This window comes from Streptomyces sp. NPDC017936, assembly GCF_044328485.1.
In the GTDB taxonomy this organism is placed as follows: domain Bacteria; phylum Actinomycetota; class Actinomycetes; order Streptomycetales; family Streptomycetaceae; genus Streptomyces.
The window spans coordinates 799,826-812,579 of record NZ_JBIRHK010000001.1 but is presented as its reverse complement, the minus strand read 5'-3'; the positions used below and the strand labels follow the sequence as shown (position 1 = coordinate 812,579).

The following is a 12,754-nucleotide window of genomic DNA, read 5'->3' as shown; positions in this document are numbered from 1 at the left end:
GGCTGCCCGCCCCGCGAAGCCTCCCCCCTCCCGGCGCCGCGCAACAGGCGTCGCCTCCCGGTCGAGTTGAGACAGGGCGGCCGATTGTCGTCTTGTCCCGGCCGGTCGGCGGCCCTTACTTTTGCCCCTCCTGACGCATGTCGAGGGGGATCTCCATGGCCGTACGCGGCCGGCACCGCCGGTATCAGCCGAACAGGATCAACCGGGCCTCGCTCACCGTCACGGCGGGCGGCGCCGGCATGGCCCTCCCGCTCATCGGCACCGGCGCCGCCCAGGCGGCCGACGTGGACACCTGGGACAAGGTCGCCGCGTGCGAGTCGAGCAACGACTGGGACATCAACACCGGGAACGGCTACTACGGCGGCCTGCAGTTCACCCAGTCCACCTGGGAGGCGTTCGGCGGCACGCGGTACGCGCCGCGCGCCGACCTCGCCACCAAGGACCAGCAGATCGCCGTCGCGGAGAAGGTGCTGGAGGGCCAGGGGCCCGGCGCCTGGCCGGCCTGCTCGGTGCGCGCCGGACTCACCCGGGGCGGCGACACCCCCGACATCCACCCGAGCGGCACGTCGAGCGGCACGTCCGCCAAGCAGGCCAAGAGCTCGCTGAAGGACGTGCAGCCGCAGACCACGCCGCAGTCACGCGCGGGCACCGCCGAGATGTACACGGTGGTGCGCGGCGACACCCTCTCCGGCATCGCCGACGAGCAGGACGTCCGCGGCGGCTGGCAGCGGCTGTACGCCGCCAACCGGGCCACCGTCGGCGCGGACCCCGACCTGATCGTGCCCGGCCAGCGGCTGAGACTGCGCGGGCAGGCCGGCGCGACGACGGCCCCGGGCGGCGCCTCCGGCTCCCGCACGGAGAAGACCTCCTCGGACAAGGACGAGAAGGCCGACGACGAGAAGTCCACCGGCAGGAAGTCGTCGAACGGCCGCTCGCTCGTCGCGCCCGTCGCCGCCGGCACGGGCACGCCCTACCACGCGACGGGCTCCTCCTGGTCGAAGGGCTACCACACCGGCGTCGACTTCCCCGTGCCCACCGGCACGTCCGTGCAGGCCGTCGCGGCGGGCCGGGTGGTGACCGCGGGCTGGGGCGGCTCCTTCGGCTACCAGGTGGTCATCCGGCACGCCGACGGCCGCTACTCGCAGTACGCGCACCTCTCGGCCATCTCCGTGAAGGACGGGCAGTCGGTGGGCGCCGGGCAGCGTATCGGCCGGTCCGGCTCCACGGGCAACAGCACGGGCCCGCATCTGCACTTCGAGGTGCGGACGGGGCCCGGTTTCGGTTCGGATGTCGATCCGGTGGCCTATCTGAGAGCCGGCGGCGTCAGGATCTGACCCACTCGTGGCGCCGGTCCGCGACGGGCGCCACCGTGACGTACGGGCCGTCGTGGAACGGCCCGTACGGGAGCAGGGGGCCGACGGCGGCGGACGCGGGCGACGCGGCCGCCACCGGCTCCGGCCGCTGCGGGGACCGGGCCGCCACGAGGATGTCCATGACGCGTTCGCGCAGGGCGTCCCGGACGTCGTCGTGGAGGTGGTCCTCCCGGGCGCCCGCCCGGACGGCCTCCCCGGCGTCCTCCCGCCGCGCCGCGACCCGCTGCCGCGGGAACGCGCCGGACGGTTCGGCGACGAACACCGTCTTCGGCGCGAACGCCGTGCCGGGCGCGAACGCCGTGTCCGGGGCGGACGCCGGCTCCGGCACGGACGCCGGCTCCGGCTGCGAGCCCGTCAGCCGCTCGGTGGTCAGCAGGATCAGGCCACCGGCCGCCACCACACCACAGCTCAGCGCGAGCGCGGTGCCCGTGCTGCCGTAGCGGAAGGTCTCGCCGAACATCGTGATGCCGACCGCGGCCGCCACCACCGGGTTCACCACGGTCAACGTCGCCAGCGGGGCCGTCAGGCCGCCGCCCCGGTAGGAAGCCTGCGACAGCAGCATGCCCGCCGTGGCGAGCACGCCGATCACGGCGAGCGAGGGCAGGCCGGCGGCCGAGACGCCGCCGGTCCAGTCGACCGCGACGGTCTTGGTGAACACCGACGACATGCCGAAGGCCACGCCGGACGCGGTCGCCAGCAGCATGCTGCGCACCGCCGGGTGCCGGTGCGCGGCCCGCCCGGCGATCATCAGGGCCACCACCGCGCCGCCGGTGACGAGCGCCGCCGCCACCCGCTGCGGGGTGCTGAGCGACTGCGCCTCGGCCGCGCCGACCAGCGACAGCAGACCGGCCAGGCCGACGGTCGCCATGACGGCGCCGCGCCAGGCCGTCGCCCCGGCCCTGCGGCCGACGAACAGCGCGGCCATCGGCAGCGCCACCACGATGGTCAGGGCGCCCAGCGGCTGGACGAGGCTGAGGGGACCGTACGCGAGCGCCACCACGTGCAGCAGGCCGCCGAGACCGTTCAGCGCGACCGCCGCCCACCAGCCGGGCCGGCGCAGCGGCGCGTACTGCTCGCCGGAGGACACCGCGACCTGCTCCTGCACGATCGCCCCGCCCGCGTAGGCGACGGCGGAGACGAGCGACAGGAGCACGGACAACGCGAGGGCGCTCATCGGCTGCTCCTCTGCGGGAGGCGGGGGCCGGGGGCCCGGCGCGGCGAACGGTCGGCTCTCATGCATAACACGATGCCGTGCCGAACTGTTCCCGTCGTCGTCCCTGAGCACTCAATGCGTCCTACTGCCGATGGAGTACGACGCGCCCGGACTCCTCCCCAAGGGGGGTGCCGCCCGACGGACACCGGCGGTCCCGCCTCCCGCCGGCCCTGGTACTACTGCCCTTCGTGGACCTCGACCCCGATCTCGCCGCCCTCCGCCCGCTCGGTGGCTTCTTCGCCCTGCGCACCGCGTCACCCGCGGCGGGAGAGCCGCCCGTCGCGCTGCCGACCCTCGCCCGGACATACGCGCACGAGCCCTCGAGCGTTCACGGGGATCCCCTGGGGTCCCGGATCCGCAAGGTCGCCGGCGCCCTGCGCGCCCCCGAGGCGCGGATCGCCGCCTCCGTCGCCCACCAGGGCCTGGCCGCCCGCCTGTGGTCGGTGGCGCTCGGCTGCGCCGCCCTGTACGGCGCGCTGCCCGACCTGGACCCGCGGCTGCTGCGCTGGGACCCGGACGGCAGCGCCCCGGACGACCTGTGGCTGACGGAGGTCCGGGCCCGGCCCGGGGACGCGGCGGCCCTGGCCGAGGCCGTGCTCCACGGTCACCTCGAACCCCTGGCCGGCGCCCTGCGCGGCCGCCGTCCGCTCGCCCCGGGCCTGCTGCGCGGCAACGCCGCGTCGGCGCTGGCCGGCGCGGCCCGGCAGCTGGACCGGTGGGCGCGGGAACACGGCCGTGCGGACGTCCGCGCCCGCTCGCACGCCCTCACCGCGGAACTGTTCACCCACCCCCTGCTGGCCGGCGCCGGCACGTTCGCCGGCACCGCCTTCCGCCGCCGCAGCTGCTGCCTGTACTACCGGGTGCCGGGCGGGGGCGTCTGCGGCGACTGCTGCTTCGTACGGCCCCCGCGCTCTTCCCCACGCGCCCCGTCTGGGTGACCATGAGGGAACCGGCCACGGCGAATGGGGGATTCCGGGTGCGAGTGGGACTGCTGAGCCGGGAGTATCCCCCGGACGTGTACGGCGGCGCGGGCGTCCACGTCGAGTTCCTCGCCCGCGAGTTGCGGGGGCTCGTCGACCTGGAGGTGCACTGCTGGGGCGAGGTCTCCTCGGCGGAGAGGGCGGCCGGCGTCCTGCGCCACCGCCCCTGGTCCGCCCTGGACGGCGCCAACGACGCGCTGCGCACCTTCTCCGTCGACCTCGCCATGGCCGCCGCCCTGGAGGGCCGGGAACTGGTCCACTCCCACACCTGGTACGCCAACCTCGCCGGCCACCTCGCCAAGGAGCTGTACGGCGTCCCGCACGTGCTGACCGCCCACTCGCTGGAGCCGCTGCGCCCCTGGAAGGCCGAGCAGCTCGGCGGCGGGTACGCGCTGTCCGGCTGGGCCGAGCGGACCGCCGTCGAGGCCGCCGACGCGGTGATCGCGGTCTCCGGCGCGATGCGCGAGGACGTCCTCGCCTGCTATCCGGCGCTGGACCCGGACCGGGTGCACGTCGTGCACAACGGCATCGACACCGCCCTGTACCGGCCCGACCACGGCACCGACGCCCTCGCCCGGACCGGCCTCGACCCGTCCCGCCCGTACGTGCTGTTCGTCGGCCGGATCACCCGCCAGAAGGGCGTCCCCCATCTGCTGCGCGCCGTGCGGGACATCGACCCCGCGGCGCAGGTCGTGCTGTGCGCCGGCGCGCCCGACACCCCGGAGATCGACCGGGAGTTCCGCGAGCTGTTCGAGCAGGTGAGCCGCGTCCGGGACGGCGTGCACTGGATCCCGCGCATGCTGCCGCGTGCCGAGGTGATCCAACTCCTGACGCACGCGGCCGTGTTCGTCTGCCCGTCGGTGTACGAACCCCTCGGCATCGTCAACCTGGAGGCGATGGCCTGCGGCACGCCCGTCGTGGCCTCCCGGGTCGGCGGCATCCCCGAGGTCGTCGAGGACGGGACGACCGGTCTGCTGGTCCCGCCGGGCGAAGAGGGCGAGGAGTTCGAGGCGGGCCTCGCGCGGGCGCTGGACTCCGTCCTCGGGGACCCGGAGGCCGCCCGCCGCATGGGCGAGGCCGGACGGGCCCGCGCGGTCGGCGAGTTCGGCTGGGACGCGGTGGCCCGGCGCACGGTCCGGCTGTACGAGGAGATCCTCAAACAGGCGTAGGACGCCCCGCGCGGGGCAGTGTTGGGTCAACCAGGGTGAGGGGAGCGGCCGTGCGTGGTGGGGGACCTTCGGTGCTCGGGATCGTGCTGGCGGGCGGGGAGGGCAAACGCCTGATGCCCCTCACGGCGGACCGCGCGAAACCCGCGGTCACCTTCGGCGGCACCTACCGCCTCGTCGACTTCGTCCTGTCCAACCTGGTCAACGCCGACATCCTGCGCATCTGCGTCCTGACGCAGTACAAGTCGCACTCGCTGGACCGGCACATCACCACCACCTGGCGGATGTCCAGCCTGCTCGGCAACTACGTCACCCCGGTCCCGGCCCAGCAGCGGCTCGGCCCGCGCTGGTACCTCGGCAGCGCCGACGCCATCCTCCAGTCGCTGAACCTGGTCTACGACGAGCGGCCCGAGTACGTCGCCGTGTTCGGCGCCGACCACGTCTACCGCATGGACCCGCGCCAGATGCTCGCCCAGCACATCGACAGCGGGGCGGGCGTGACGGTGGCCGGCATCCGGGTGCCGCGCACCGAGTCGTCGTCCTTCGGCGTGATCACGCCGGGCTCGGACGGGCGGACCGTCGAGCGCTTCCTGGAGAAGCCCGCCGACCCGCCGGGCCTCGCGGACGACCCGGAGTGCGTGTTCGCCTCGATGGGCAACTACCTCTTCACCACCAAGGCCCTCATCGAGGCGCTCGAGCGCGACGCCGAGGACGAGGAGTCCGTGCACGACATGGGCGGCTCGATCCTGCCCCAGCTCACCCGGCGCGGCGAGGCCGCGCTGTACGACTTCGGCGACAACCACGTGCCCGGCGAGACCACCCGCGACCAGGGCTACTGGCGGGACGTCGGCACGCTGGACGCGTACTACGACGCCCACATGGACCTGATCGCCGAGCGCCCGGCCTTCAACCTGTACAACCGCAGCTGGCCGATCTACACGCACTCCAACCAGCTCTCCCCGGCGCGACTGGGCGCCGGCGGCATGGCCAGCGAGTCGATCGTCAGCGCGGGGTGCCTGATCCGCGGGCAGGTCACCCGGTCCGTGCTGTCGCCGGGCGTGCGGGTCGACCCGGGCGCGGTGGTGCAGGGCTCGATCCTGCACGACAACGTCCACATCGGCCGGGGCGCGGTGGTGCGCGGGGCGGTCCTGGACAAGAACGTCGAGGTCCCGCCCGGTGCCACCATCGGGGTGAACCCGGAGCGCGACGCGGACCTGTACACGGTGTCCAAGAACGGGGTGATCGCCCTCGGCAAGGGCCGGCAGGTGACGTGACCGGGCCGTCCGGCGACCCGGGACGGCCGAGTCGCGTCGATCCGGGACGGCGGGTCACGACGACCCGGGACGGGCGAGTCGTGATCGATACCGCTTGCCCGACTCGATGGTGCGTTCGACACGCTTGATCGACAGTTAACTGTACGTAGCCCGACCGTGCTTGACCGTAATCGCCCGGAGGCGATTGACTGCTGCCTCACCCCGTCGACGACGCGAGGCAAGCCCGTGACTGCTGATGATCTGCTGGCCCCTCTCGACCTGGCGTTCTGGAACATCGAGTCCCCCGAGCACCCGATGCACCTCGGCGCGCTCGGTGTCTTCTCGGCGCAGTCGCCCAGTGCCGCCGCGCACGCTGCCGACCTGCTCGCCGCCCGTGCGGCCGCCGTCCCCGGCCTGCGCATGCGGATCCGGGACGTGTGGCAGCCACCCGCCTTCGGCGGCGCCGTACGCGAGCCCGACCCCCGCTTCGACCCCCTGAACCACGTACGGCTGCACGTGCCCGCCGCCGACTTCCAGGCCGAGGCCGGCCGGCTCATGGAACGGCCGCTGCGGCGCGGCCGGCCGCCGTGGGAGGCGCACGTCCTGCCGGGGCCGGAGGCCGACCGGTTCGCCGTGCTGTTCAAGTTCCACCACGCCCTCGCCGACGGCCTGCGCGCGCTCGCGCTCGCCGCGGCCGTCCTGGACCCCATGGACCTGCCCGCGCCCCGGCCCCGGCCGGCCGAGCCGGCCCGTCCCTCCCTGCCCGACGTGCGCCGGCTGCCCGGCCTGCTGCGCGGTGCGCTGTCCGACGTGGGCCGCGCCCTCGACATCGGCGCCTCCGTCGCCGTCCACACCCTGGCCCGGCAGTCGACCGCCGCGCTCACCGCCGGCCCCACCGGCACCCGGCGCACCGCCGGCGTGATGATCGACCTCGACGACGTGCACCGCGTCCGCAAGGTCGTCGGCGGCACCGTCAACGACGTCCTGATCGCGGTGGTGGCCGGCGCCCTGCGCCGCTGGCTCGACGAGCGCGGCGACGGCAGCGAGGGCGTCGCGCCGCGCGCGCTCATCCCCGTCTCCCAGCGCCGCCCGCGCACCGCCCACCCGCAGGGCAACCGGCTCTCCGGCTACCTGATGCGGCTTCCCGTCGACGACCCGGACCCGCTCGGCCGCCTCGCCGCGGTCCGGGCCGCCATGGACCGCAACAAGGACGCCGGGCCCGGCCGGGGCGCCGGCGCCGTCGCGCTGCTCGCCGACCACGTCCCGGCCCTCGGCCACCGCCTCGGCGGACCGCTGGTCGGCCAGGCGGCCCGGCTCTGGTTCGACATCCTGGTCACCAGCGTGCCGCTGCCCGGCCTCGGCCTGAAGCTCGGCGGGAACCCGGTCACGGAGGTGTACCCGTACGCCCCGCTCGCCCGCGGCCAGTCGCTGGCGGTCGCGGTCTCCACGTACCGCGGCCGCGTCCACTACGGGCTGGTCGCCGACGCCGAGGCGGTCCCCGACCTCGACCGGTTCGCGCGGGCGCTGTCCGAGGAGGTGGAGACGCTCATCACGGCCTGCGGCCCTTGACCCCCGCGCGTTTGGAGGTGTGCCCCGGCGCTCCGTAGACTTCCGCGTTCGAAAGCGGGCGCGGTCGGAGCGCCGCACGGTGAGCAGGGAAACGGCAGCGCGATGACGGTGACAGAGGACGGCTCGGCGATCACGGGCGAGACCGTGGACGAGATCGTGTACGGACCGGGCATCGACCCCGAGCGGCTGGCCGTCTGCCTCAGCGTGCTCGAGGAGCTCGACAGGCTGGAGGTCGACCACCCGGACGCGATCGCCGTGCGCCGCGCCACCGCCGGCGTCTACCGCACGGTCAAGCAGCGCCGCCGCCAGGAGCGCCGGGCCGCCAAGACCGCGCACGACAAGGCGGTCACCGAGGCCACCGCGACCGGCTCGGCCCAGCGCATCGACGACGAGACGGAGGGCATCCTGCCGTCGTCGGTCACCGAGGCGGGCAAGATCGCGGGCATCCTCCAGCGCCCCCGGTCCTGCTACACCTGCAAGACCCGGTACGTGGAGGTCGACTACTTCTACCACCAGCTCTGTCCGGACTGCGCGGCCCTGAACCGCGCCAAGCGCGACGTCCGCGCCGACCTCGGCGGCAAGCGCGCGCTGCTCACCGGCGGCCGCGCCAAGATCGGCATGTACATAGCGCTCAGGCTGCTGCGCGACGGGGCGCACACCACGATCACCACGCGCTTCCCGAAGGACGCCATACGCCGCTTCAAGGCCATGGACGACTCGGCCGACTGGCTGCACCGCCTGGAGGTCGTCGGCATCGACCTGCGCGACCCGGCGCAGGCCGTGGCCCTCGCCGAGCAGGTCGCCGAGGCGGGCCCGCTCGACATCCTCATCAACAACGCGACGCAGACCGTGCGCCGGCTGCCCTCCGCCTACGCCGCCCTCGTCGACGGCGAGAGCGCCCCGCTGCCCGCCGGCGAGCTGCCCGCCCACCACGTCATCGGCGCCTTCAACTCCGGCGCCGTCGACGGGCTGGCCGCGCTCCCCGTGGGCACCGGCGGCCTGGACGCGCAGAAGGTCGCCGACCTCGCCCTGGTCGCGGGCAACGCCAGCGTGGCCCGGCACCTCGACGGCACCGCCATCGACGCGGGCGGCCTGGTCCCGGACGTCGTCGACACCAACACCTGGGTGCAGACCATCGAGCAGATCTCCCCGGTGGAACTGCTCGAGACCCAGCTGTGCAACTACACGGCGCCGTTCATCCTGATCAGCAAGCTCCGCCCGGCCATGGCCGAGGCGGCGAGGAGGGCGGCGAGCGGACGCGCCCACGTCGTGAACGTCTCCGCGATGGAGGGCGTCTTCGGCCGCGGCTACAAGGGCGCGGGCCACCCGAACACGAACGCCGCCAAGGCCGCGATGAACATGGTCACCCGGACCAGCGCCCAGGAGATGTTCCAGACCGACGGCATCCTCATGACCTCCGTCGACACCGGCTGGATCACCGACGAGCGCCCGCACTTCGACAAGCTGCGCCTCGCCGAGGCCGGCTTCCACGCCCCGCTCGACCTGGTCGACGGCGCGGCCCGCGTGTACGACCCGATCGTGCGCGGCGAGGCCGGCGAGGACCTGTACGGCGTCTTCCTCAAGGACTACGCACCCGGCAAGTGGTAGGCGCCGGGCGGGCGTCGGCCCGCGTCCGCCGGGCGGCCGGGGGTCCCCGCAGGCCGCCGGCGCCGTCGCGGCGGATGCCGGGAGGGTCCCGCCGACGGCCCGCCGCCCACCGGCGGCTCAGTCGACGGCGCCGAGGCGCGCGTTGCGCGCCGACACCAGCTCCAGCACCGTCCGCCAGTCCTCCAGCACCCCCGCGTCGACCCCGGCGACCCGTCCGTCCGCGTCGGCCTGGCGCAGACCGAGCAGGTCGTCGTCGGCCGTCGGCCCGTGCCAGGGGTGCCGGCGCAGCAGCCGCGCCACCCGCTCACCGAGCAGCGGCCGTACGGCGTCGGCGGCGCACCGCGCCCGGCCCGCGACGTCGGCGGGCCGCAGCAGCCGGCCTATGGGATGGACGAGGCCCGTGACCTGCAGTTCCTTGTCGGCGGGGCGGCTCCGGCGCAGCAGGGCGGCGGTCTGCAGCGCGTGCTCGTGCAGGTCGACCCCGTGCGCGCACTGCTCCGGGACGTCCCACACGCCCCGCCCCGCGTACAGCAGGTCCATCAGCTCCTCGACGCTGCGCAGCTCCATGCGTCAGTCCTCCCGCGAGACAGCCGTAGTGGTCCCTCAGCAGACCATGGCGACCTTGCGACCGGACCAACGGCACCTGAACTGCGCGGCGACGGGGCGGCGGCGGGCGCCGCCGTGTCCGGCCGTAGGCCGTCCGGGTGAAGTCCGCCGGGCGCGCGCACCGGCGGAAGGGTTCACTTCACGTGCGGGGACATGTACGCGAAGTGCCATTGTTACCCCAAATTTTCGAGCCCTATCGAGCGACCCCTTGCTCATTTGGTTAATCTGTAGCGGACGGACAGCAGTACGGAGTGCCACCCACACCCACGGTCCGTCATGGGAAAGCCGGTTCACCACGGCCTGCTCTCCTCGGAGTTACCGGCGCCACCGCGTCCGAACAGCTTTCGCAGACAGACCCGAGGACGCGTCGAGCGACGGGACCGCAGACCGGCCGGCACGCCCGAGGGTGACCGACACATAAGGAGTGCGCGGTGACACCGGAGAAGACGAATCGCGAACAGCGCCCCAAGGAACGCACGGAGCGCGCGGGCCGAAGGCCCGGGGAACTCGGCAGTCTCGACGTGTGGGCCCGCTCGGCCCCCATCCGTCTGGCCGGCTACGAGGACGACCTCGCCGAGCCCCACATCCTGCCCAGCGTGGACTGACACCCCGGGCGTGACCCGGCGCGATCGCCTGCCGCACGGGCGTGCGTGTGACACGCCCGTGTGAAGCCCTACCCCGCGGTCTCAGGTCAGCGGCGCCGTCCGCCGCCACGGCCGCAGCTCCTCCAACTGCTCCGCCAGCCGCAGCAGTTGCGCCTCCGATCCGGGCGGCCCCACCAACTGGACGGCGGTGGGCGCGCCCGACGGCAGCGTCCCGACCGGGACCACCGCCGCCGGCCAGCCGGTCAGGTTCCACGGCGGTGTCAGCGGCGAGCAGGCGGTGTTCGCCAGGACGTTGCGCAGCCAGCCCCGCTCGTGCCACGGCGCCGATGTCGGCGAGCGCCGCGCGAGCGCCGGCGTGAGGAGCACGTCGTGCTCCGCGAAGAACGGCTCCAGCCGGCGGCGCAGCGCGTCGCGCGCGGTGCCCGTGCGGACCGACGGCAGGAAGCGCCGGCCGAGGGCGGCGTGCACCCGGGTGCGCCGGGCCAGCAGCCGCGCGTCCAGGCCCCGGGCGTCCACGGCCGTGCCCGCCGTCCAGTGCGCGAGCGAGGTGACGCCGATCGACAGCGGATACGGCGGATCGGCCCGCCGCACCCGGTGCCCGGCCCGCGCCAGCGCCCCGGCGGCCTCGCGCGCCGCGCCGACGTACGGCTCGCTCACCGTCACCCCGGCCAGCGGGCTGCGCACGGAGACGGCGATCCGGTGGACGGCGGGCTCCTCGGGCCGTACGACCTCGGTGCCGGCCAGGACCGACAGCATCAGGCGGGCGTCCTGGACCGTCGTCGCCAGGGGACCGTTCTCGGACATGCCGAACCAGTCGCCCTCGCCGATCCCCGCGGGCACCACCCCGGACCCCGGCTTGAGGGTGACCAGGCCGCAGGTGGCCGCCGGTATGCGCAGGGAGCCCATGCCGTCGTTGCCGAGGGCGATCGGCACCAGCCCGGCGGCGACCGCGGCGGCGCTGCCGCCGGACGAGCCGCCCGCCGTGCGCGAGGTGTCCCACGGGTTGCGGGCGGTGCCGTGCACGCCCTCGGTGGTCCCGAAGACGCACAGCTCCGGCACGTTGGTCAGTCCCACGACCACGGCGCCGGCCGCCCGCAGCCGGGCCACCGTGACGTGGTCGGCCCCCGCGGGCGTGTCCGGGGTCGCGGCCGAGCCGATCCGGGTGCACTCGCCCCGCACGGCGAGGTTGTCCTTGACGGCCACCGGCACGCCGGCCAGGGGCAGCCCGGCCAGGTCCGCGCGGGCCCCCACCTCGTCCGCCTCGGCGAGCGCCGCCCGGGCCCGCACCGCACGGAACGCCCCCACCCGGCCGTCCAGCCGCTCGATCCGCGCGAGGTGCCCGGCCACCACCTCCCGGGGGGAGACCCGCTTCTCGCGTACGGCGGCGGCGATCTCGACGGCGGTCCGGCCGACCCACTCGGTCACGGGGGCTCCTCGCTGCAGTGGTCCTCCTGGTGAGTACGCAGGGAGAACTGTGCCCTCGCGGAGCGCTCCGCGTCGAGGGGCGGGACGGACCGGGGCACGTTCACGCGCCGGGCCGCGCGCCCAGCCACTCCTCCACCGCGCCCACGTGCGCGGCCGCCGCCGCCCTGGCCGCCTCCGGATCCCGGGCGGCCAGGGCGCGGTGGATCGCGGCGTGCTCGCGGCGGGTGCGCTCGAAGGCGCCCTCCTCGCGGTGGCCGCGCCGGACGCGGGCCCGGAAGGTCCGCGAGGACAGGCCCTCCAGGATCGCCGCCATCGTCCCGTTCCCGGCGGCCGCGGCGATCTGCCGGTGGAAGGCCAGGTCGTGGGCGAGGATCTCCTCCGGGTCGTCGGTGGCGTTCATCGCCGCCAAGTGGCCCTCGACGACCGTGAGTTCCTCCGGGGTGATGCGGGCGGCGGCCAGCGCCGCCGCCGTCGACTCCAGGATCCGCCGCACCTCCAGGAGCTCCCTCAGGCGCGACCCGCGGGAGAGGTCGGCCACCACCCCGAACGTCTCCAGGAGGTCACCGGCCTCGAGCCGCGTCACGTAGATGCCGGAACCGTGCCGGGCCTCCAGGACGCCCAGCACGGTGAGCGCCCGGATCGCCTCGCGCATCGAACTGCGGGAGATGCCCAGCAGCGCCGCGAGATCACGCTCGGCCGGCAGCCGCTGGCCCGGCTCCAGCCGGCCCTCGGCGATCATCGCCTTGATCCGCTCGATGGCGCGCTGCGTCACCGTGCCCCTCGGGGCGGCGGGCCCGCCCGGCGGGATCTCGTCGGCCTTCCCCACGTCACCTCTCCCGTCACCGGTGCGCCGCCCGCGACCAGGTGCGACCGGGGTGTCCGCGTCACCGGTGCGCCGCAGTCTAGCCACCCCGGTGGTCGGACCACTTCGGTCGCATCACGGCGATCCGGCGTCC

Annotated in this window: 11 protein-coding genes; 7 read left to right on the top strand and 4 right to left on the bottom strand. The window is 74.9% G+C overall.

Features of this window, described 5'->3' with window-relative positions; translation table 11 throughout:
• Nucleotides 1-155 precede the first annotated feature (155 nt).
• Complete coding sequence (locus ACH4F6_RS03395; protein WP_397958145.1) at nt 156-1,334, top strand: transglycosylase family protein; 1,179 nt, start codon at nt 156-158, stop codon at nt 1,332-1,334.
• On the opposite strand, the gene ACH4F6_RS03390 is transcribed toward ACH4F6_RS03395, so the two are convergent.
• Complete coding sequence (locus tag ACH4F6_RS03390; protein WP_397958144.1) at nt 1,324-2,547, bottom strand: DMT family transporter; 1,224 nt, start codon at nt 2,545-2,547, stop codon at nt 1,324-1,326. The two genes, ACH4F6_RS03395 and ACH4F6_RS03390, sit on opposite strands and share 11 nt — an antisense overlap.
• A 227-nt stretch (nt 2,548-2,774) precedes the next feature.
• Here ACH4F6_RS03390 and ACH4F6_RS03385 point away from each other — a divergent pair, with 227 nt between their 5' ends.
• The 5 genes from ACH4F6_RS03385 (at nt 2,775) to ACH4F6_RS03365 (ending at nt 9,162) form a co-directional block, all read left to right on the top strand.
• Nucleotides 2,775-3,524 carry a (2Fe-2S)-binding protein gene (locus ACH4F6_RS03385; protein ID WP_397958143.1) on the top strand — a complete coding sequence of 250 codons (750 nt, stop codon included), beginning with the start codon at nt 2,775-2,777 and terminating at the stop codon, nt 3,522-3,524.
• A 38-nt stretch (nt 3,525-3,562) separates the two neighbouring features.
• Nucleotides 3,563-4,735 (top strand): glycogen synthase, encoded by a 1,173-nt coding sequence (glgA, locus tag ACH4F6_RS03380; RefSeq protein WP_397958142.1) that lies wholly within the window; start codon nt 3,563-3,565, stop codon nt 4,733-4,735.
• A gap of 50 nt (nt 4,736-4,785) precedes the next feature.
• Nucleotides 4,786-6,006 carry a glucose-1-phosphate adenylyltransferase gene (gene glgC / locus ACH4F6_RS03375; RefSeq protein WP_397958141.1) on the top strand — a complete coding sequence of 407 codons (1,221 nt, stop codon included), beginning with the start codon at nt 4,786-4,788 and terminating at the stop codon, nt 6,004-6,006.
• A gap of 225 nt (nt 6,007-6,231) precedes the next feature.
• Entirely contained in the window at nt 6,232-7,554 is a 1,323-nt protein-coding gene (locus tag ACH4F6_RS03370) for a wax ester/triacylglycerol synthase family O-acyltransferase (RefSeq protein WP_397958140.1), read from the top strand.
• Between the two features lie 102 nt (nt 7,555-7,656).
• Nucleotides 7,657-9,162: an SDR family NAD(P)-dependent oxidoreductase gene (locus tag ACH4F6_RS03365; RefSeq protein WP_397958139.1), complete on the top strand. Its 1,506-nt coding sequence runs from the start codon at nt 7,657-7,659 to the stop codon at nt 9,160-9,162.
• A gap of 117 nt (nt 9,163-9,279) precedes the next feature.
• On the opposite strand, the gene ACH4F6_RS03360 is transcribed toward ACH4F6_RS03365, so the two are convergent.
• A complete protein-coding gene (locus ACH4F6_RS03360) occupies nt 9,280-9,729 on the bottom strand; it encodes a hypothetical protein (protein WP_397958138.1) in 450 nt (149 codons plus the stop codon).
• Nucleotides 9,730-10,199: 470 nt separating this feature from the next.
• On the opposite strand from ACH4F6_RS03360, the gene ACH4F6_RS03355 reads away from it, so the two are divergent.
• Nucleotides 10,200-10,373, top strand: a complete 174-nt coding sequence (locus tag ACH4F6_RS03355) for a hypothetical protein (RefSeq protein ID WP_106980896.1) — start codon at nt 10,200-10,202, stop codon at nt 10,371-10,373.
• An 81-nt stretch (nt 10,374-10,454) separates the two neighbouring features.
• Here ACH4F6_RS03355 and ACH4F6_RS03350 read toward each other — a convergent pair whose 3' ends face one another.
• Nucleotides 10,455-11,798 (bottom strand): amidase, encoded by a 1,344-nt coding sequence (locus ACH4F6_RS03350; protein WP_397958137.1) that lies wholly within the window; start codon nt 11,796-11,798, stop codon nt 10,455-10,457.
• 100 nt (nt 11,799-11,898) lie between these two features.
• Nucleotides 11,899-12,624, bottom strand: a complete 726-nt coding sequence (locus tag ACH4F6_RS03345) for a FadR/GntR family transcriptional regulator (RefSeq protein WP_397958136.1) — start codon at nt 12,622-12,624, stop codon at nt 11,899-11,901.
• Between the last annotated feature and the right edge of the window lie 130 nt (nt 12,625-12,754).